Here is a 19945-nt window from a genome sequence, read left to right on the forward strand (position 1 = left end):
ATTTCTACGTCTCCTGCAGGTGGATGAATCTGCGAACGGGTTCAGAGTCCGGCTGCTTGCGGATGAGCATCCGGCGTTCCAGGCTTTCCGGCGGCGCCGTCGCGAAGGAAGTCAAGTCGCGTTCACGTGACAATTCTCGATAATGACCGCTGACGCATATCATCGTGCCTGGCGACACTTCCCGCTTTGCCTTGCGCGCCTTGAACTTGGCAATTGACGACAACCATCCGATTGCACAGGAAGCCAGAGGATTCAACGCTTCTCCGCAACCTTGAGAGGATGAACGTCGCGGGTCATTCTCGCTTGACAGTACGTGACAGCGATTTATCATGAGCTGTCCATTTTCAGCCTCATTTCCCGATGTCGTTACTTGTCCGCGCTGCAGCCCTGACCAACTACAGCGAGGTCGCTCGTGCCGCCGGACTGGATCCTGTGCGGCTGATGTCTGACGCAGGAATTAGTCCGAGCGTACTTCGCGAGCCGGACCTCATGATTCCAGTCGAGCGTTTCGGACGCCTGCTCCAGGCCTCCGCAGACCTGTCGGGCAACGAGAGTTTCGGGTTGTGCATGGCCGAGTCACGCCAGTTGTCCAATCTCGGGGCGGTAGGCATGCTGATCCGCGACCAGGCGACGCTGCGCGACTCGCTTGGCACGCTGATGCGCTACCAGCCGATGCTCAACGGTGCGCAGTCACTGGCAGTCGAGGAATGCGGCGAACTGGTCATCATCCGCGAGGCGCTGATCGCCGGCAGCGCGCATCAGCCAACCCGCCAAAGGGTTGAACTGGCCCTGGGGGTCATGGTGCGGTTGATACGCCAGCTTCTCAAGCCCGACTGGCAGCCGCAGCGCGTATGCTTCGAGCACCCGGCGCCGCGCGACCTGAGCGCACACCAGCGGTTTTTTGGCCCTCGCATCGAATTCGATTGTGACTTCAACGGGATCCTCTGCGCGCGGGCCGACCTCGATGCGCGCAATCCGTGGGCCGATCCGGCCATGGTGCGCTATGCGCAGCAGCTGGTCGACAAGTCCGCCATGCCGCATCGGGCGACAATGCATGAGGACGTGCGGCGCACCATCCTGCTGCTATTGCCCAGTGGGCGCTGCAGCATCGAACGGGTAGCTGATAGCCTGGGCGTGGTGTGCCGCACGGTCCAGCGCCGGCTGGCGGAAGAGGGTCAGAGCTTCTCGTCGATCGTGAACGAAGTCCGCACGGAGCTCGCGACCCGTCATGTCATCGAGAGCGATCGTCCGTTGACTGAAGTGGCGACACTGCTCGGCTTTTCCGCGCTAAGCGGATTCTCGCGCTGGTATCACGTGCAATTCGGTTGCAGCCCCAAGGAGAGCCGGGCCGCAAGCGGCAGCGTGCGCCGACAGGCAGCCCCTTCGCAGGCAAGCGCTGCCGACCGGATTTGTTCATGATTCCGACCTGGCACGGATCCCGGGGGAGCCTCACCTGCTGCAGCCTTGCCTCGCCACCGGCAAAGTGAGAACGCCCCCGGTCACAACACGTTTCATTCATCGAGCCGGATCTTTGCATCGACCGCGATCTTCGACCAGGCTTGTAGATCGTTGCTGACAGTCTCGCCGAACTGCACCGAGGTCTTCACCGGCGGCGGCCCAAAGTTCATGCTCTTCATCATCGCTGCGAGATCAGGGGACGCCTGCACCTTGTTGACTTCATCGGCCAGCCTCTTCACGATCGCCGGGTTGGTTCCCGCTGGCGCAAACATGCCGAACCACCCCACCATATCGAACTTATAGCCCTGTTCACCCATGGTCTTGACATCAGGCAGCTGCGGCGCACGCACATTGCCGGTAATGGCAATGGCGCGGACCTTTCCGGAACGCAGGAAGGGAACGGGCGCGGCCGGATCGGTCCAGCCGATTTTCACGACACCTGAGGAAAGGTCAGTCAATAGCTGATTCGAGGTCCGATATGCGACGTGATCGGTCTTCATGCCGGTCTGCTTCTTGAGCCATTCCATCGTCAGCTGCCCTGAAGAGCCGGTGGCCCAGGAAGCGTAGCTGTATTTGTCCGGATTCGCCTTCACCAACTGGATAAGCTCCTGCAGGTTGTGGACCGGCAGATCATTGCTCACCAGCAACATCACGCCACCCTCGGCCGTCTCGGCGATTGGGACAAGGCTCTTCTTAGGATCATACGGGATGGTCTTCAGAACGGCCGGGGCGATGACCTGGTTCGATGCCGTGGTGTAAAGAATCGTGTATCCGTCGGCCGGCGCCTTGACTACAGCGCTTGTCCCAATGACTCCACTGCCGCCCGGCCGGTTTTCAACAACGACTGGCTGCTTCAGGGATGCCGACAGGCGTTGCGCCATCACCCGTGCCAGGGCATCGGTTCCTGATCCTGCCGACGAGGCCACGATCATCTGAATCGGGCGCGCGGGCCAGGCTTCCTGCGCCTGCCCTGAAGCGCACAACGCCAGAAGCGCTGCGGTGCCCAGCGTGACCGCAACCAGCTTTTGAATTCGCAATGCCATTGTCTACCTCCATGTACTTGTTTTGTTGACGATTGGTCAAGCTGCGCGCCTTCCATGTGCGTCGCCCTGGCAGCAGGCGCGACGCACATGGCGGCATGAGCAACGCTGGCATCGCCAATACCGCAAATGCTGTCAAGTTCCCCCAAGGGCTACTTACATGCATTCGGCCTTGCGCAGGAAGCCCTGGTGGCCACCGTTACGATTGGGGGCAAAGCCATTCTTCTGCAGCGTCTCTTCCACCGTGTCGTAGAAGACCCCAAGCTGCAAGATCTCGCGGGTCTGCTGCGCGGTCGCGATGGGCCGACCAAATTCGCCGGCAATACGCACCAATTGCTTGATCTGCTCGACCGTGCTCATCTTTCCGGTGCGGGTCTGGTTCCAGAGTACGTCCTCGATGCCGCACCGCACATGCAGGCCCAAAGCCATGCCGATCATGTTGATGGGCAGCACGTTCAGCACCGAACTCTCCACCGTTACCACGGCTCCGTCCGGCACGGCACGCAGAATGTTGGCCAGGTTGTAGATGTTCGCCTGATCCATGCCGCCGCTGATCGCCACCCAGTTCATCACCAGCGGGCCCTTGTAGACACCGCGGCGAATCATCCGCTCAATCGTTTCAAAGCTGTTGATGTTGTAGCATTGAAACTCGCTTTGAATACCGGCGGCCGTCAGGCGTCGAACGTGCTCCTCGAACCAGCTGGGATTCGAGGGAACGACCATGTCCTTGTAGGTTTCGTAGAGGTGCGCGAACCCCCGCGAAACTCCCTTGAAATCATCCACACTGGCGTGCTCCGTCACATTCATCTGCGAAGTGTTGACGGTCACCGTCACCTGGTCCGGCTTCGGATCAAGTTCGGCCAGCATGTGCCGCGTGTCATCGCTAAGCCATTTGGCGGCCTGTCCCTCTTCAGGCGCGAAGCTGATAGAGCCGCCCACCTGGATGACCATTTCCGGACAGGCCTTGCGCACGCCGGCGATCAGTTCGTTGAACTTGGACAGCCGCTTGCTGCCCTTGCCATCCTCTTCGCGCACGTGCAGATGCAGCACTCTCGCACCAGCTTCGTAGCAATCCACCGCCTTCTGAATCTGATCCGCCATGGTGACAGGGATGTCTTCCGGGAAGTCTGACGGGATCCAGCCTGGCGCATAGGGAGCGGCGGTGATGATCAGGGGCTGCTGGTTCTCGGGATACAGGTGGCCGTCAAGGAAGTTCATATCGATGGATCTCCGGGTTGAGGTTTGAATCTTGGGAACGTCGAACTAGATGGGAAGGCTGCTTCGCGCTGTCAAATCACGAAAATGGACGAGCCGGTGGTCTTTCGGGACTCGAGGTCCCGATGTGCCTGCGTGGCATCTTCCAGGGCATAGCGCTGATTGATCCCGATGTGGATGCGGCCCGCCGCCACGTGGCCGAACAGCTCGCTCACCAGTTCCGCCTTCTCGGCAGGATCGGCGATATAGTCGGCCAGGCCCGGGCGCGTCAGGAATGCCGAGCCTTTGCGGGCCAGGATCGCAGGATCGAACCCGGTGACCGGGCCGGAGGCGAAACCCACGCACACCAGCAGGCCGCGGCGCTTGAGGGAGTCCAGCGAGGCCATGAAGGTGTCCTTGCCCACGCTGTCGAAGACCACGTTCACGCCCACGCCATCCGTCAACTCCCGCACGCGCGTGGCCACGTCCTCATGGCTGTAATTGATCGTGTGGTCGCAGCCATGGGCGCGCGCGATTTCGGCCTTGGCATCGGTAGAAACCGTTCCGATCACCGTCAGTCCCTGCAGCTTGGCCCATTGCGAAATGATCAGGCCGACACCGCCTGCCGCGGCATGCAGCAGGATGGAGTCGCCCGCCTTGAAGGGGTAGATCCGGCGCATCAGGTAGGCCGCTGACAGGCCCCGCATGGTCATGGCAGCCGCGATTTCGCAACTGATCGTCTCCGGCAGCTTGATCAGCGGTGCGGCGGAGATCAACCGCTCCGTGCTGTAGGCGCCCAGCGTGTTGGTAAAGCCCGTATAGGTCACACGGTCGCCGACCGCCAGATGGGTGACGCCGGCACCGACGGCCTGGATAACGCCGGCGGCTTCGTTGCCGATGCCGCTGGGCAGCGGGACCTTATAGGTACCGCTGCGGAAGTAAGTGTCGGCAAAATTCAGACCTACGGCCACGTGACGGACGCGAACCTCCCCTGGCCCCGGATCACCCACATGCGCGTCCTCAAAACGAAGGACGTCGGGTCCGCCTGTCTCGTAAATCTTAACGACTTTCGCCATGTGGTCTCCTGTTCTTGAGTAGATGTCACGGCTTGCCTGGGGCTTGCCGCCTGGGCTCGCCGATGGACAAAATGGACAAGCCGGTGCTGGTGTGACTCAGACGGGTTGATGTCCGAGTGCACTTTGCATGACCGAATCATCGAGCCTGGCGCCGCTTTCCGCTTTCCCTTGCGTGCCTTTAACTTTTCTCTTTATGACAAGGATCCGTCGGCTCATGAGTGATGGAAATACAATGCTTCTGTACAGGCGGCGGTGGAACCTGAGGGAGTCTCCAGATGACCGACAACAGAGTGAAATCCAGTCTTCGCAATACGTGGGAGTCGGCAGCACCCGGCTGGGCGAAGTGGGAGAATGTGTTCGCCACCACTCTTTCTGGCGCCACGGACACGCTCATTGATATGGCCGGTGTCCGGCCGGGCATGCGCGTTCTCGATCTGGCTTGCGGTGCCGGCAGCCAGAGCATCCAGGCAGCGATGCGAGTGGGTGCCGACGGCGAAGTGGTCGCCAGTGATATATCGGGCACCATGCTGGAGCATGTCCGCCGAAATGCCGCCCGTGCCGGCCTTCAGAATATCGAAACGCTGGAATGCGCAGCAGACGAATTGGTCGAGACACTGGCCCCGTTCGACGCGGCGATGTGCCGATTGGGATTGATGCTTTTTCCGTCACCTGGTGAGGCATTGAAATCTGTCCAGCGCGCACTCAAGCCTGGCGCGCGCTTCGCGGCGCTGGTCTTCACGACGCCGGCCGCCAATCCCTTTATGGCTCAGCCGATGGCGATCCTTCTACGCCACGCGGGCAAGTCTCCTCCCGCGCCCGGACAACCCGGAATCTTTGCACTGGGAGGCGATGGCGTGCTGGAACGCCTGATGCACGACAGCGGTCTTGGCGATGTGAGAACACGCCACGTCCGAGCGCAGCTCGTCTTGCCGAGCGCGTCCGATGCGCTGCAACTGATGCAGGAAGCCGCCGGGGCATACCGGGCGGTGGTAGCGGACCTCGACGTCGCGGCCAGGGTGAGGGCCTGGAACGATGTTCATGAATGCCTAAAGCAGTTCGACGTCGGTGAAGGCTTCAAGACCGAGCTTGAACTCATCATCGGCTCGGGCGCGAAGCCAGGATAGTTTTCGCCCCCGTTCGAGCCTAGCGGAACGGCATAAGCGGCAAGCGGATATGGGGCTTTGTACTCCCGCCAACTGGAAGGGCCCTGACAAGGCTTCCAACCATTGCTCCTGTACAGTACCGCCCGGTATCCTTCGTGCCGAGAGCAACGAAATATGGAAGACCAGCATGCAACTCAAGACCGAGGAGATCGAGGCATACCTGCTGGTGGTGGAGTCAGGGAGCGTGAGCGGTGCCGCGCGCCACCTGGCACTGTCGAAGTCCGTTGTCAGCAAACGTATCAGCGACCTGGAGCGCAGCCTTGGCGTGACCTTGCTGCAGCGTTCCACGCGCAGCGTGCAGCCCACCGAAAGCGGCAGGCATTTCTACGAACAGGCCCGTGCTGCGATGGCGCAACTGACGCATGCGGCGGAAAGCATTTCCGAGACATCGCAGCAGCTATGCGGCGAGTTGCGCATCCTGGCGCCGATGAGCTTCGGCACGCTCTGGCTGTCGCCGCTGATCGCCGAGTTTGCCAGCGCCCACCCGCGCCTGCATGTCGTGATGGAGCTGGATGACCGCTTGGCCGATACCGGCCATGAGCGCTACGACGTTGCCATCCGCATCACCCGGCTGGGCGACAGCGCGCTGATCGCGCGCCGGCTGGCGGTGAGCCGGCGCATCGCATGCTGCAGCCCGGCCTACGCTGCGCGCGCCGGGCTGCCGGCCAGCCTCGCCGACATCTCGCAGCATGCCTGCCTGTCGTACAGCAACTCCGCGCCCGGCCAGGTGTGGGCGTTCCGTGGCGCGACCCCGCAGGCCGCGCCGAAGGTCATCGCCCCGCGCGGGGTCTTCACCGCCAACAACGGCGAAGTGCTGCGCGACGCGGCGCTGGCCGGCCATGGCATTACGGTATTGCCCTTGTTCATTATCTCGGCGGACCTGGCGGCGGGCCGCCTGGTCCAGGTGCTGCCGCACGAGGTTCCGCTCGACGACGGCATCTTCGCGATCTATCCGCGCAGCAACTTCACCTCGCAGAAAGTGCGGACGCTGGTGCAATACCTGCAGCAGGCAATGTCACCGCCGCCGTGGGAGGCCCGCGCCGCGGGCGGCAGCCAGGTGCCTGAGCCGGCGCCCCTGCTGCGGCACGGTTGAGCCGCGGTCATTCATCACCGTGAGGTAGTACACATCCTCCTGCTCCTGCATCATGCGGCGCAGGCCGTCCTGGATGATCACGGCGAGCTCGTAGGCAAAGGTCGGGTCATAGCTGATGCAGTTATCATCGCGTCCGTTCAGTCGGGATCGCGGTTGTCTACCCGCAGCAGGAACGGATGAATCTGCACCTCCTTCCACACACCGGCCTGCTGGAAGGGATCGCCCGTGGTGAAGTCGATGACCTGCCGCTTGTCCAGCGCACGCACCAGGAACAGGCTGCCGATCATGCGGTCGCCGTCATCGGACATCAACGGCCCGCACATGACGCACCGGACCTCCGCGGCAGCCAGGTAGGCGCGATGTGCGTCGTAGCTGTCGAGCCGGCGCTGCTGCGCATCGGCGTGGTCAAGGCAATGAATGATGAAGTCCATATCAATATATCTATTGAAATGCCTGGCCTGGGACAGCAGCAGCCGGCGCGGGGATCGGCGTCGAGGCCCACGCCAGCATCTGCCACGCGCCCTCCCGCCGCTTCCACACGCTGAGGAAGCGGTTGTCCAGCGTGCGTTCCACGCCGTCGACCACGGCAACCAGCAGGCCCTTGCCCTGCATCACGGCGATGTCGTTGTAGATTTCCTGCCCAACCTCTCGTACCGACGCCTGCAGGTAGCGCACCCGTCCGCTGCGCAGCGATGCCAGGTATGCCTGCTTGTCTTCGCGCAACGCCGAGGAGTGGGTATAGCTGAGTTCATCCGCAAGCAGGCCTTCCAGCCCCGCAATATCGGCGGCGAGCATCGCGCGGTATCGCGCGGCATCCGCCTGCCTGAGCGCAGCGAGATCTTCCATATACCCTCCGGTCTTTGTGTCCGTTTTGCCCATGCCGGTGCCCTCAGCCATGCAGATACGCTTTCACCAGCGTCTTGTCGTTCAGCAGCGCCTGCCACTCTCCGCGCCGCACTTCGTGGATCACCCGTCCCACCGAAAGCACATAGGCGCGGTCGGTCATCTCCGCGGCAATCGCCACGCTCTGTTCCACCAGCACGATGCTCAGCCCGCGCTCGCGCAGCCGGTTGAGCACGGCCAGGATTTCCTTGACAATGCGCGGCGCCAGGCCCGTGGTCAGCTCGTCCATGATCAGCAGGTCGGGCTGCAGCAGCAGCGCGCGGGCGATCGCCACCATCTGCTGCTGCCCGCCCGAGAGCAGGCCAACCTGGCCGCTGCCGCGCTCGCGCAGCAGCGGGAACAGTTCGCAGACTTCGTCGTGCGTGAAGCGCATCGCGCCGCCGCGCGCGCGCCTGCCGGCCTGCTCGGCCAGCCGCAGGTTGTCGCGCACCGACAGCTCGCCGAACAGGTTGCGGTTCTCCAGCACTACGGCAATGCCATGCTCGAAGCGGCGATGCCCCGGCACGTGGCCGATTTCCACCCCGTCCTTGACGATGCTGCCCGCCATCGGCCGCACCAGCCCCGACAGCGTGCGCACCAGCGCGGTCTTGCCCGCGCCGTTGGCGCCGACCACGGCCACCGCCTCGCCCGGCCCGACCTCCATGTCGATATCATGCAGCACCGGCACCGGGCTGTAGCCGGCATACAGGCCTTTCACTTTCAGCATGGTCAGACTCCCATATAGGCTTCGCGCACGCGCGGATCCGCCTGCACGGCTTGCAGCGTGCCGCTGGCAATGATTTCCCCGTAATACAGCACGTGGGCGGTGCCGCAGATCGTCATCAGCCCCATGTCGTGCGACACCAGCAGGATGGTCATGCCTTCGCCGTTCAGGCGCAGGATCCACGCGCGCAGCAGTTCGATTTCCTCGCTGTTCAGCCCCGAGGACGGTTCATCGAGCAACAGCAGGCGGGGTTCGCCGATGCAGGCGCGCGCCAGCTCGACGATGCGGCGCTGGCCCGCGGGCAGCGCGCCGGCGCGGTGCTGCAGCAGGCCTTCCAGACCGAACTTCCGTGCGCATCCCAGCGCGGCTTCGTGCATCGACTGCAGCTCGCGCCGCGACAGCGGCGAACGCAGCATCGCATGCACCACGCCCGAGCGCGTGGCCTTGTGGCTGCCGGCCATCAGGTTTTCCAGCACCGTCATGTGCTCGAACACCTGTGGCGTCTGGAATGTGCGCACCAGCCCGGCGCGGCTGCGCTGCTGCACGCTGTCGGCGGTGATGTCGCGCCCCGCCAGCAGCACCTTGCCGCCCTTGGGCCGCAGAAAGCCGGAGATGATGTTGAAGCAGGTGGTCTTGCCACTGCCGTTGGGGCCGATCAGGCCGACGATGCCGCCGGCCGGCACATCGAACGCAACATTGCGCAGCACGTCAAGGCCGCCAAAGCTGTGCGCGACCGCTTCGACCCGCAGCAGGGCCTGCGCGCCTGCCGCGCCCGCGGCACTGGTGCCGGATTCAGCGATGGCGGATTTCATCGGACCTCCTTCAATGCGGGGTTCTGCGTGCGGCCGAACGTGCGCCGATGCATGCGGCCAACCATGCCCGCGAGCCCACCCATGATCCCGCCGGGCATCAACGTGACCACCAGCACCAGCACCGCGCCAAACAACACCTGGTGGAAATCCCCCAATCCGCTCAGCAGCTCCGGCACCAGCGACACAAACAATGCGCCGATCACCACGCCGCAGGTGGAGCGCGCGCCTGCCACCACCGGCACCAGCAGGAATACGATCGAGCGCTCCACCGTAAAGCTCTGCACGCTGACGAACGACACGTAGTGCGCAAACAGGCTTCCCGCCAGCGAGCCGAGCATGGCCGACAGCACGAACATCGCGGTCTTCAGCCGGTGCATGTCGATGCCGAGCACCTGCGCTGCCGGCGCCGCGTCGCGCATGGCCCGCATGGCCAGGCCGGGGCGGCCCTTGACCAGGTTGTCCACCAGCCAGAGCAGCAGCCCTACCAGCGGCCAGGCAAAGTAGTAATAGCGCTCCGGCGTATCCAGCAGGAAACCGAACAGCGACAGCTTGGGGATGCCACCGATGCCCAGCGTGCCGCCGGTCAGCCAGTCCCATTCGAAGAACAGCACATTGGCGATGCTGCCGACCGCCAGCGTCGCCAGCGCCAGGAAGAAGCCGCCCAGGCGCAGCACCGGCACGCCGATCGCCGCCGCCAGCGCCGCGCTGGCCAGCAGGCCCGCCGCGGCACCGGCCAGCGCCGGCCATCCCAGCACCGTGGTGCAGTAGGCCGAGGCATAGGCGCCGATGCCGTAGAACGAGGCCTGCGCCAGGTTGACGATGCCGCACTGCCCCAGCAGCAGGCCGACGCCCAGGCCGCCCACGGCCAGGATGGCGGCGAAGTTGAGCAGGTCGATGTGGTGGCGCGACAGCAGTTGCCCGGCCAGCGCCCACACTACCACCGCGGCCACCACCAGCCAGCGCGTGGCGTTGGATGATGCATTCATGCTTATCCTCCCTTGCGCCCCGCGCGGCCCAGCACGCCGTTGGGGAGCAGAATCATGATGACGACCAGGATCGACAGCGCGACCACGTCGCGATAGCCCGACGGAAAGCCCACCACCGCCAGCGATTCGGTCAGGCCCAGCAGCAACCCGCCCACCACCGCGCCCAGCGGATTGCCCAGCCCGCCGAGGATGGCCGCGGCAAAGCCCTTCAGCGTCAGGCCGATACCCATCTGGTAGTTCATCGACAGCAGCGGTGTCACCAGCACCCCCGCTACCGCGCCGAAGCCGCCGCCGAGCAGGAACGTCAGCGTGCGCATGCGGCGCACGTTGATGCCGGTGGTGGTGGCCCCGTCGGGGTCCAGCGACGCCGCCGTCATGGCCAGACCGACCAGGGTCTTCGTGTAGAACAACCGCAACGCCGCCACCAGCAGCACCGCAATGACCACCAGCGCCAGTGCGTGCACGGGCGCGGTCGCCCCCAGCAGCTCCACCACACCCTCGCCGCCGATGGCCGGCAGCAGGTGCGAATCGCGCCCGCCGAAGTACAGTGCCGCGGCGGACAGCGCGAACGCCAGGCCGATGGTCAGCAGCAGGAAGCTCTCTTCGCCGGCGCCGCGCCGCATCATCGGGCGTACGAACAACGTGTCGATGGCCAGGCCGCTGGCGGCGCCGGCGGCAATGCCGCCGGCAATCGCCACCGGATAAGGCAGGCCCAGCGTCTTGAGCGCGAATACCGCAACCAGCGCGCCGATTACCGCGAACTCTCCCTGCATCGCATTGACGATGCGCGTGCCCTTGAAGATGATCGATATGCCCACGCCGATCAGCGCGTAGACGAAGCCGTTGGTGATCCCGGACAGGACCGCCTGGATAACTAGGGTGTCAGACATTGCCGATCCTTTTGCCGATGCGTTTTGCCGCTACACCGGCTAGGGCCGGGCCTTGTAGTCCAGCCGCACGAACTGGCCCTTCTGCAGCTTCGAGTAAGTAAAGCCGGCCAGCGTCATGCCGCCCATATCGGGCGCAGAAAAGTCATAGCCCATCGTGACGCCCTGGTAAGGCCGGCGCAGCGCGCTGCAGAGCTTGTCGCCGGCCACATCGGCGCCCGCCGCCTTCAGGCCGCTGGCCAGCGCCATCACCGCATCCCAGCCCACGGCGGCGAAATGCTTGGGCAGCTTGCCGTACTCCTTGCGGTAAGCCTCGACAAACTCCTTCTGCCCCGGCAGCGGATCCTCGGAAACGATGAACTCGGGATGGATGATGTTGTCGGCGGCCTCGCCCATGCCCTTGACGGTCTCGTAGGTGGCGGTGCCGTGCACTGAGATGATCGGTGCGCCGACCTTCAGCTGGCGCACATTGCGGAACGGCGCGGGCGAGGTAGAGATGACGACGATCGCGTCCGGCGTGGCGGCCTTGAGCTTGGCAGCCTGCGTGGTGACGTCGGTGGCGGCGATCTCGAATTTCTCGACCTGCACGAAGGTGACGCCGTATTGGCGGTCCAGCGTCTTCATGCTGCTCCACACCACCTGCCCGTAGCCCGAATCGTGCAGCACGCCGATGCGCTTGAGCCCGTTGTCGCGCGCATAGGACAGCACCGCGCGCGCATTCAGTTCCTGCGAGGGCGTCAGGTGGAAGACGCAGGTACGCTCGCGTTCCACCGCCGGCCCGAGTCCGGAGAACGCAAACAGCGGCACCTTCTGCGCCTGCGTGATGCCGCCGATGGCCACGGTCTGCGCGATCCCGGACGGGCCGACGATGGCGCGCACCCTGTGCGTGTGCAGCAGTGCGTTGGCCTTGGCCACGGCGGTATCCGGGCTGGAGCCGTCGTCCTCGACGACCAGCTCCAGCGGCCGCCCGCCGATGCCGCCGCCGGCATTGATGACTTTCTGCGCCAGCAGCGCGCCTTCGCGCTCGGCCAGCCCCACGGCGGCGAGGCCGCCGGTGGTTGAAAACAGGCCGCCGATGCGCACCGGCTCCGCGCCGGGCCTGGCCTGGGCCAGCACCGGCTGCTGCGCCAGCCCGAACATCACTCCGGCGACAGCCGCGCACAGGACGCCGTGCGGCGTCCGGATGATTTGCTTGAGGTTCATGTCTCCATCCTTTTTGTCATGGTTCATGGGTCTTGGGCGCGCTCTCGCGGCGCGCCTCAGTTGACGGCGGCTAGCGCACCTCCCCGCCCGGCGCACTGCTCCAGGCCGGCACATCGGCCAGCGCGGCAATGTCGAGATGGCCCAGGTCGCGCTGCTGCATCATCGCCAGGTACTGCCGCACCAGCGACGAGATCGGCAGCGCCACGGCGTTGTCGCGCGCCACGGCAAGTGCCAGGTCCAGGTCCTTCACCACCAGCGAGATCGGCCCCGCGGCGCCGTATTCGCGCTGCTTGAGCTTGTCGGCCTTGGTGCGGTAGTGCGCGCTGCCGACGATGCTGTCGTTGATCGCATCGACCATCAGCGCGCGGTCCAGCCCGGCGCGCTCGCCGAAGGCCAGCCCTTCGCCGATGACCGCGGTGCTCATGAACACCATCATGTTGATCATCAGCTTGATCACGCGCGCCTCGTCGGCGCCGCCGACATAAGACTGGCGCGCGGTCAGGCAGGCCAGCAGCGGCTGCACCGCGGCGAACGCCTCGCGTGGCCCGGACACAAAGCAACTCAGCTGCGCACTCGCGGCCAGCGACACCGTGCCGGACACCGGCGCGCGCAGCCAGCTGGCGCCGCGCTGTGCCAGTGCCTCGGCCACCTCAGCCGAGGCTTCCGGCGATACCGTGCTCATGTCGACAAAGACCTGGCCCGCAGCCGCCGCAGCGGCAATGCCGCCGTCGGACAGGAACAGCGCGCGCAAGCTGCTGTCATCGAAGACGGTAGAGAACACCACATCGGATTGCGCTACCGCATCCCGCGCGGACGGCCCGGCGTGGGCACCCGCGGCAACGACCGGCTCGCACTGGGTGGGCACCTTGTCGAACACCGTCAGCGCGTGGCCGGCCTTCAGCAGGTTCAGGCACATCGGCCTGCCCATGGCGCCGATTCCGATCCAGCCGATGCGCGGCGATGACGAGGTGCGTTCGTGATTCACGTCTTTCATGTCCTTGCCTTCCGGCCTACTCGACCTTGACGCCCGACAGCGCAACGACCTTGCGTGTCTGCTGCGTCTGCGTTTCGATGTAGCGCGCAAACTGTTCCGGCGTCAGCTTCATCGGCACCATGCCCTGCGCCGCAAAGTGCTTCTCGACAAAGTCCTGTTCGTCGAGGATCTCGCGGATCGTGGCATTGAGCTTGTCGACCACCGCGCGCGGCACCTTGGCCGGCGCCAGCACACCGTAGACCGCCGAAATATTCATTTCCTTGTAGCCGGCCTCTTCGAAGGTCGGGACCTGGGGCAATGCGCGCGTGCGCTTGTCGCCGCTGACCGCCAGCACCTTGAGCTTCTTCGCTGTGACAAAGCTCTGGATCGTCGGCAGCGCCGGGAAGGTCATCAGGATCTGCCCGCCGACGACATCGGCCACGGCAGGCGCCGAGCCCTTGTAGGGCACGTGCACGAGGTCGGTGCCGGCCAGCTTGTTGAACAGCGCGCCCATCAGGTGCGGCTGGCTGCCAGCGCCGAACGAACCGTAGCTGAGCGCCTGCGGGCGGGCTTTCGCATAGGCCGCCAGGTCCTTGACGCTGTCCACCGGCAGGCTGCCCGATACCGCCATGACCAGCGGCACATAGCCGATCGCCGCCACCGGCGCAAAGTCGCGCGCGACGTTGTAGGACACCGATGGCAGCACCACCGGATTGAGCACGAACGTGGCGTCGTTGGTCAGCAGCAGCGTGTAGCCGTCGGGCTGCGCCTTGGCAACCGCGTCGGCCCCGATCACGGTGTTGGCGCCGCTCTTGTTCTCCACCACCACCGGCTGGTGCAGCTTCTCGGACATGCGCTGGGCCAGTTGCCGGGCGATGATGTCGGTCGTGCCGCCGGGTGCGTACGGCACCACCATGCGGATCGGTTGTGCGGGATAGGCTTGTGCCAGGGCGGCGCTTGCGCCGGCAAAGCAGGCCAGGCCGAGCGCCGCGGCACACAGCGCGCGAGGGGTGTGAGTGTTCCAGTCCATCATGTCTCCATCTATCGTTGTCGGGCTTTCCGGCTCGTGCGGCCGGATGTCCAGTCAGTTGAACAACCAGGGTTCGCGCTGCCGCCGCACTTGTTCGTAGGCGTCTATCTGCGCGGCGTGGCGCAGTGCCAGCGCGATATCGTCCAGCCCGTTGAGCAGGCAATGCTGCTTGAACGGGTCGAGCGTGAAAGCGATCACCTCCCCGGCCGGCGTGACCACCTGCTGCGCGGCCAGGTCCACCTGCAGCCGGTAGCCCGGCGTGGCAGCGACCTCGGCAAACAGGCGGTCGGCCACCTCCGGCGCCGCCACGATCGGCAGCAGGCCGTTCTTCAGGCAGTTGTTGTAAAAGATGTCCGCGAAACCTGGCGCGATCAGCGCGCGCAGGCCGAAGTCTTCCAGCGCCCACGGCGCATGCTCGCGCGAGGAGCCGCAGCCGAAGTTCTCGCGCGCCAGCAGGATCGACGCGCCGCGGTAGCGCGGCTGGTTCAGCACGAAGTCCGGGTTCAGCGGCCGGGTGCTGCAGTCCTGCCCGGGCTCGCCATGGTCAAGGTAGCGCCATTCGTCGAACAGGTAGGGGCCGAAGCCGCTGCGCCGGATGGATTTCAGGAACTGCTTGGGCAGGATGGCATCGGTATCGACATTGGCGCGATCCAGCGGCGCGACCAGTCCATCCAGGGTGGTAAAGGCTTTCATTGCTCGGCTTCCTCCGGTGTTACAACGCGCGGACATCGACGAAGTGCCCCGCCACGGCGGCCGCGGCTGCCATCTGCGGGCTCACCAGGTGGGTACGCCCGCCCGGTCCCTGCCTGCCTTCGAAATTGCGGTTGGACGTGGATGCGCAGCGTTCGCCCGCCGCGAGGCGGTCGTCGTTCATCCCCAGGCACATCGAGCAGCCGGGCTCGCGCCATTCGAAGCCGGCCGCGATAAATACCTGGTCAAGGCCCTCGGCCTCGGCCTGGGACTTGACCAGGCCCGAGCCCGGCACCACCAGTGCCTGCCGGATGCGCGGCGAGACATGCCGGCCGCGCACGACCTCCGCCGCGGCGCGCAGGTCTTCGATGCGCGCGTTGGTGCATGACCCGATAAAGACCTTGTCGACCGCGACCGCTTCGATCGGCGTATTCGGCAGCAGGCCCATGTAGCGCAGCGCCGCCTCGATGCTCTTGCGCCGCACCGGGTCGCGCTCGTCCCGCGGATCGGGAATGCGCTCGCCGACGGGCACCACCATCTCCGGCGACGTCCCCCAGGTCACGTGCGGGCGGATGGTCGCGGCGTCGAGGTCCACCACGGCATCGAAGGTCGCGCCCGGATCGCTGTGCAGCGTGCGCCAGTATTCGACGGCCACGTCCCACATCCGGCCCTGCGGCGCCTGCGGCCGTCCTCCCAGATATTCCAGCGTGGTCTCGTCAACGGCCACCATGCCCGTGCGCGCACCGGCCTCGATCGCCATGTTGCACACGGTCATGCGCGCCTCCATGCTCAGGCCGCGGATGGTGCTGCCGGCGAACTCGATCACGTGGCCGGTCGCGCCAGCCGTGCCGATGCGCCCGATCAGCGCGAGCGCAATGTCCTTGGCGGCAACGCCCCTGCCCAGCTCGCCCTCAACGCGTACCAGCATCGACTTGGGCTTCTTCATCCACAGGCATTGCGCGGCCAGCACCTGCTCCACTTCCGAGGTACCGATGCCGAATGCGAACGCCGCGAACGCGCCGTGCGTGGAGGTATGCGAATCGCCGCAGGCAATGGTCATGCCGGGCAAGGTCGCGCCGCGCTCCGGCCCCACCACGTGCAGGATGCCCTGGCGCGGATCGTCCATGCCGAAATTGACGATGCCGTTCTCTTCGCAGTTGCGGTCGAGCGCGTCAACCTGCGCGCGGCTCACCGGATCTGCGATGCCCTGGCTGCGCGCGGTGGTGGGCACATTGTGGTCGGCAGTGGCCAGCACCGAGGCGGCACGCCACACCTTGCGCCCGTTCAGGCGCAGCCCTTCGAAGGCCTGCGGGCTGGTCACTTCGTTGACCAAGTGGCGATCGATATAGATCAGCGCGGGGCCGTCGGTCTCCTGGTGGATCACGTGGCTGGCCCAGAGCTTGTCGAGCAGGCTCGCGGGGCGGTTAGGCTCGGTCATGATGATGTCTCCTTGCTTATGCTTTGCTTCAGTGCTGGCGCGCGCCCACCCATTCCGGCACCGGATACAGTTCGGTGCGCTTGCCCGCCTTGACGACCTGCCCGGAAATATCGTGCCCGACCAGCGCCGGCAGGTCGCGCGCGGCGCCCAGCAGCCGGTCCAGGTCAACGCCGGTGTCGATGCCGGCCGACTCGAGCATGTGCACCAGGTCCTCCGTGCAGATGTTGCCGGTGGCGCCGGGCGCGAACGGGCAGCCGCCGAGCCCGCCCAGCGAGGCATCGAAGCTGTCCACGCCCGCGGCCAGCGCAGCCAGCACGTTGGCCAGGCCCATGCCGCGGGTGTTGTGGAAATGCAGTGTCAGCGGCACGCCCGGGAACCACTGGCGGAAGGTCTCGACCAGGTCGCTCACCTGGCGCGGGTCTGCCATGCCGGTGGTGTCGGCCAGCGTGATGCTGTCCATGCCCAGCGCCAGGTATCGCCCCGCGGCCCACCGCACGCGCTCTGGCGCCACCGCGCCTTCGAACGGGCAGCCGAACGCCGTCGCCACGCAGCCGCTGACGACCAGGTCACCGGAGCGGGCCAGCGCCGTCACATCGCGGAACTGCGCCAGCGACTGCTCGCACGTCATGCGCATGTTTGCCAGGTTGTGGGTCTCGCTGGCGGACATGACGAGGTTGATCTCATCCAGGTCGCACTCGAGCGCGCGCTCGCATCCGCGCACGTTCGGCACCAGGGCCGTATAGATGACCTCGGGATGGCGGCGGATCTGCCTGGCCACGGCTTCGGCATCGCGCAGGTTCGGAATCGCCTTGGGCGACACGAACGAGGTGATCTCGATCCGGGCGAGCCCGGTTTCGGATAACCGGTCGATCAACGCGATCTTCTCTTCGGTGGGGACGAATTCCGGCTCGATCTGGAAGCCGTCGCGCACGGACACTTCATTGATGCGGACTCGCCGCGGGGCATGGGGAAGCCACATGGTCGTGTTCATTTTCTGTCCTTCGGTTTGGCGCCGCGGGCTCAGACCACGCCGGCCTCGCGCAGCGCGCGGAATTCGGCGCCGGCAATGCCGATGCCCGCCAGGATCTCTTCGGTGTGCTCGCCCAGCGCCGGCCCGATCCAGTTGGTTCGCCCCGGGGTGGCGCTGAGCCTGGGCACGATGCCCGACAGCGCCAGCGGCGAGCCATCGGGAAGCTGGTGCGGCTCGATCATGCCGCGCGCACTGTAGTGGGGGTCGCTGCAGATGTCCTGAGCGGTGTAGATGCGCCCGCAAGGCACCGCCGCGGCTTCCAGCGTCGCCAGCACGGTGTCGAGGTCGTGCGCGGCGGTCCATGCGGCGATGGCGTCGTCGAGCATGGTGTTGTGCTGCACGCGGCCATCGTTGTGAGCCAGGCGCGGATCCTGGCCGAGGTCGTCGCGGCCGATCGCCGTCATGAAGCGCCGGAAGATGGCGTCGCCGTTGCCCGCGATGATCACGTACTGCCCGTCCTTGCAGGGATACGTGTTCGACGGCGAAATGCCGGGCAGGCTGGCGCCGGAACGCTCGCGCACGTGGCCGAACTTGTCGAACTCCGGCACCAGGCTCTCCATCACGGCAAAGACGGACTCGTACAGGGCCACGTCCACATACTGCCCTTCGCCGTTGTTGTTGCGCAGGTGGTGCATGGCCAGCAGCGCGCCGATCACGCCGTACAGCGACGCCAGCGTGTCGCCGATGCTCACGCCGGACCGCACCGGCGGCCGGTCGGGGTAGCCGCTGACATAGCGCAGCCCGCCCATCGATTCCGCGATCGCGGCAAACCCCGGGCGGTCCTTGTAGGGGCCGGTCTGGCCATAGCCGGAAATGCGCACCATGACCAGGGCCGGACTCACCTTGCGCAGGTCTTCCCAGCCCAGGCCCCATTTCTCCAGCGTGCCGGGGCGGAAGTTCTCGATCACGATATCGGCGCCGGCGACCAGCTTGCGCACGATGTCCTGGCCTTCCGGGCTGCGCAGGTCCAGCGTCAGCGACTTCTTGTTGCGGCTCTGGCTATACCACCACAGCGAGGTGCCCTCATACAGCTTGCGCCATTTGCGCAGCGGATCGCCTTCGCCCGGCGCTTCGATCTTCAGCACCTCGGCGCCGAACTGGGCGAGCAGGCCGCCGGCATACGGGCCGGCGATCAGCGATCCCAGCTCCAACACGCGCACGCCTTGCAGCGGCATCTTTTCCTTGTTCGCTTCGTTGACCATGACGGTTTGCTGCTCCTGTCGAAATACGGTGACTGCCATGCAAGATTGGAAGAACCGGCGCGCGTGGTAAAGCAGTGATTGGCGAGCCTGCCATCGCATAGCGCGATGGCAGGCGCGTCTGTGCTACGCGGCGTCGAGCAGGCGGTCGACCAGCAGCCGCGCCACCGCCGAGAGGCTGTCGTAGGCGCGCACGCCGATCACCAGTTGCCGCGCGGCCCAGGGCTCGTCCAGCCTGACGGTACGGATGCCGAGGGTGTCCTGGTAAGGCGCCGCGCTGGACCTCGGCAGGATGCCCAGCCCCATCCCCGCCTGCACCATCAGGCACAGCGCGTCATAGCCAGGCACGTGTATGCGCGGCTTGAACACGAGGCCGGCCTCGCTGGCGGCCCGCACCAGCTGCAGATGAATCTGGCTGCCGGCATGCATGCTGACCAGATCAAAGTCCAGCGCCTCGCGGATCGACACCGACTGCCGCGCTGCCAGCGGGTGGCCGTCTGGCACCGCCACCACCAGTTCGTCGCACCGGTAGGGAAAGGTCTCGAGTTCCGCCCCTACCGCGCACGCGGTGAAGATGCCGATATCCGCGGCGTTCTCGGCCACGGCGCGCACGATGGCGGTGGAGACGCGCTCATCAAGGCGCACGTCGACACGCGGATAGTCCGCCAGGAACGACTTGAGCTGCGCCGGCAGGAACTGCGTAATGGCGGAGACGTTGGCGAATACCCTGACCTGGCCGCGCAGGCCTCCGCCGAAGTCGCGCATGCGCGTCACGATGTCGTCAAGGTCGTGCAGCACGCCGCGCGCCAGGTGCACCAGCTCGATGCCGGCCGTGGTCGGCTCCACGCCCTTGTTGCTGCGCCGGAGCAGGGCCGTGCCCAGGCCTTGCTCCAGCTCGCTGATGCGCTTGCTGACCGCGGCGGCGGCCAGGTGCGCACGCTCGGCGGCGGCTGCGATGGAGCCCTCTTCCGCCACGCAGACAAAGAGCCGCAGCGAGGTAGGATCGAGTCTCATGTTGCTATGTCTCCCGGGCGCCGGCCATGGCGCCCTCCTTTCTGTTCCAGCCT

The 19945-nt window shown here is 65.7% G+C and carries 21 protein-coding genes and 1 pseudogene; 3 read left to right on the plus strand and 19 right to left on the minus strand.

The genetic code is table 11. The annotated features are described in order from the left end of the window. Positions 1-4: 4 nt before the first annotated feature. Positions 5-256, minus strand: a complete 252-nt coding sequence (locus tag E0W60_RS19615; protein ID WP_135705331.1) for a hypothetical protein — start codon at positions 254-256, stop codon at positions 5-7. A gap of 104 nt (positions 257-360) precedes the next feature. Here E0W60_RS19615 and E0W60_RS19620 point away from each other — a divergent pair, with 104 nt between their 5' ends. Next, on the plus strand, positions 361-1419 hold the full coding sequence (locus E0W60_RS19620) for an AraC family transcriptional regulator (protein WP_135705332.1): 1059 nt from the start codon (positions 361-363) through the stop codon (positions 1417-1419). A 92-nt stretch (positions 1420-1511) separates the two neighbouring features. Here E0W60_RS19620 and E0W60_RS19625 read toward each other — a convergent pair whose 3' ends face one another. The 3 genes from E0W60_RS19625 to E0W60_RS19635 form a co-directional block, all read right to left on the minus strand. Further along, entirely contained in the window at positions 1512-2501 is a 990-nt protein-coding gene (locus E0W60_RS19625; protein ID WP_135705333.1) for a Bug family tripartite tricarboxylate transporter substrate binding protein, read from the minus strand. Positions 2502-2654: 153 nt separating this feature from the next. Then, on the minus strand, positions 2655-3716 hold the full coding sequence (locus E0W60_RS19630) for a 3-keto-5-aminohexanoate cleavage protein (RefSeq protein ID WP_133096253.1): 1062 nt from the start codon (positions 3714-3716) through the stop codon (positions 2655-2657). A gap of 71 nt (positions 3717-3787) precedes the next feature. Continuing rightward, complete coding sequence (locus E0W60_RS19635) at positions 3788-4768, minus strand: quinone oxidoreductase family protein (protein ID WP_133096254.1); 981 nt, start codon at positions 4766-4768, stop codon at positions 3788-3790. 275 nt (positions 4769-5043) lie between these two features. Here E0W60_RS19635 and E0W60_RS19640 point away from each other — a divergent pair, with 275 nt between their 5' ends. Beyond that, positions 5044-5892, plus strand: coding sequence for a class I SAM-dependent methyltransferase (locus E0W60_RS19640; protein WP_135705334.1), 849 nt, complete (start codon positions 5044-5046; stop codon positions 5890-5892). Between the two features lie 166 nt (positions 5893-6058). Beyond that, on the plus strand, positions 6059-7024 hold the full coding sequence (locus E0W60_RS19645; RefSeq protein ID WP_135705335.1) for a LysR family transcriptional regulator: 966 nt from the start codon (positions 6059-6061) through the stop codon (positions 7022-7024). Positions 7025-7030: 6 nt separating this feature from the next. On the opposite strand, the pseudogene E0W60_RS38345 reads toward E0W60_RS19645, so the two are convergent. The 15 genes and pseudogenes from E0W60_RS38345 to E0W60_RS19720 form a co-directional block, all read right to left on the minus strand. Beyond that, positions 7031-7147 (minus strand): annotated as a pseudogene (locus tag E0W60_RS38345) (hypothetical protein); the annotation flags it as partial. A gap of 14 nt (positions 7148-7161) precedes the next feature. Beyond that, complete coding sequence (locus tag E0W60_RS19655; RefSeq protein WP_135705337.1) at positions 7162-7455, minus strand: YciI family protein; 294 nt, start codon at positions 7453-7455, stop codon at positions 7162-7164. Positions 7456-7465: 10 nt separating this feature from the next. Continuing rightward, positions 7466-7870 (minus strand): nuclear transport factor 2 family protein, encoded by a 405-nt coding sequence (locus E0W60_RS19660; protein WP_135705338.1) that lies wholly within the window; start codon positions 7868-7870, stop codon positions 7466-7468. 43 nt (positions 7871-7913) lie between these two features. Beyond that, positions 7914-8633: an ABC transporter ATP-binding protein gene (locus tag E0W60_RS19665; RefSeq protein ID WP_135705339.1), complete on the minus strand. Its 720-nt coding sequence runs from the start codon at positions 8631-8633 to the stop codon at positions 7914-7916. A gap of 2 nt (positions 8634-8635) precedes the next feature. Further along, complete coding sequence (locus tag E0W60_RS19670; RefSeq protein ID WP_135705340.1) at positions 8636-9442, minus strand: ABC transporter ATP-binding protein; 807 nt, start codon at positions 9440-9442, stop codon at positions 8636-8638. Then, on the minus strand, positions 9439-10428 hold the full coding sequence (locus E0W60_RS19675; protein ID WP_135705341.1) for a branched-chain amino acid ABC transporter permease: 990 nt from the start codon (positions 10426-10428) through the stop codon (positions 9439-9441). The genes E0W60_RS19670 and E0W60_RS19675 overlap by 4 nt, the downstream gene beginning before the upstream one ends. A 2-nt stretch (positions 10429-10430) precedes the next feature. Then, positions 10431-11318, minus strand: coding sequence for a branched-chain amino acid ABC transporter permease (locus tag E0W60_RS19680; RefSeq protein ID WP_133096263.1), 888 nt, complete (start codon positions 11316-11318; stop codon positions 10431-10433). 39 nt (positions 11319-11357) lie between these two features. Further along, positions 11358-12518 carry an ABC transporter substrate-binding protein gene (locus E0W60_RS19685; RefSeq protein ID WP_135705342.1) on the minus strand — a complete coding sequence of 387 codons (1161 nt, stop codon included), beginning with the start codon at positions 12516-12518 and terminating at the stop codon, positions 11358-11360. Positions 12519-12588: 70 nt separating this feature from the next. Then, entirely contained in the window at positions 12589-13512 is a 924-nt protein-coding gene (locus E0W60_RS19690) for an NAD(P)-dependent oxidoreductase (RefSeq protein ID WP_135705343.1), read from the minus strand. Positions 13513-13528: 16 nt separating this feature from the next. Then, complete coding sequence (locus E0W60_RS19695) at positions 13529-14524, minus strand: Bug family tripartite tricarboxylate transporter substrate binding protein (RefSeq protein ID WP_240745870.1); 996 nt, start codon at positions 14522-14524, stop codon at positions 13529-13531. A gap of 51 nt (positions 14525-14575) precedes the next feature. After that, entirely contained in the window at positions 14576-15214 is a 639-nt protein-coding gene (gene leuD / locus E0W60_RS19700) for a 3-isopropylmalate dehydratase small subunit (RefSeq protein ID WP_135705344.1), read from the minus strand. A gap of 19 nt (positions 15215-15233) precedes the next feature. Beyond that, positions 15234-16649, minus strand: a complete 1416-nt coding sequence (gene leuC / locus E0W60_RS19705) for a 3-isopropylmalate dehydratase large subunit (RefSeq protein ID WP_135705345.1) — start codon at positions 16647-16649, stop codon at positions 15234-15236. 28 nt (positions 16650-16677) lie between these two features. Next, positions 16678-17628, minus strand: coding sequence for a hydroxymethylglutaryl-CoA lyase (locus tag E0W60_RS19710; protein WP_135706278.1), 951 nt, complete (start codon positions 17626-17628; stop codon positions 16678-16680). Positions 17629-17669: 41 nt separating this feature from the next. After that, positions 17670-18881 (minus strand): CaiB/BaiF CoA transferase family protein, encoded by a 1212-nt coding sequence (locus E0W60_RS19715; protein WP_135705346.1) that lies wholly within the window; start codon positions 18879-18881, stop codon positions 17670-17672. A 123-nt stretch (positions 18882-19004) separates the two neighbouring features. Further along, entirely contained in the window at positions 19005-19892 is an 888-nt protein-coding gene (locus E0W60_RS19720; protein ID WP_135705347.1) for a LysR substrate-binding domain-containing protein, read from the minus strand. Positions 19893-19945 lie beyond the last annotated feature (53 nt).

The sequence above is a fragment of the Cupriavidus oxalaticus genome, assembly GCF_004768545.1.
GTDB classification, from domain to species: Bacteria; Pseudomonadota; Gammaproteobacteria; order Burkholderiales; family Burkholderiaceae; genus Cupriavidus; species Cupriavidus oxalaticus_A.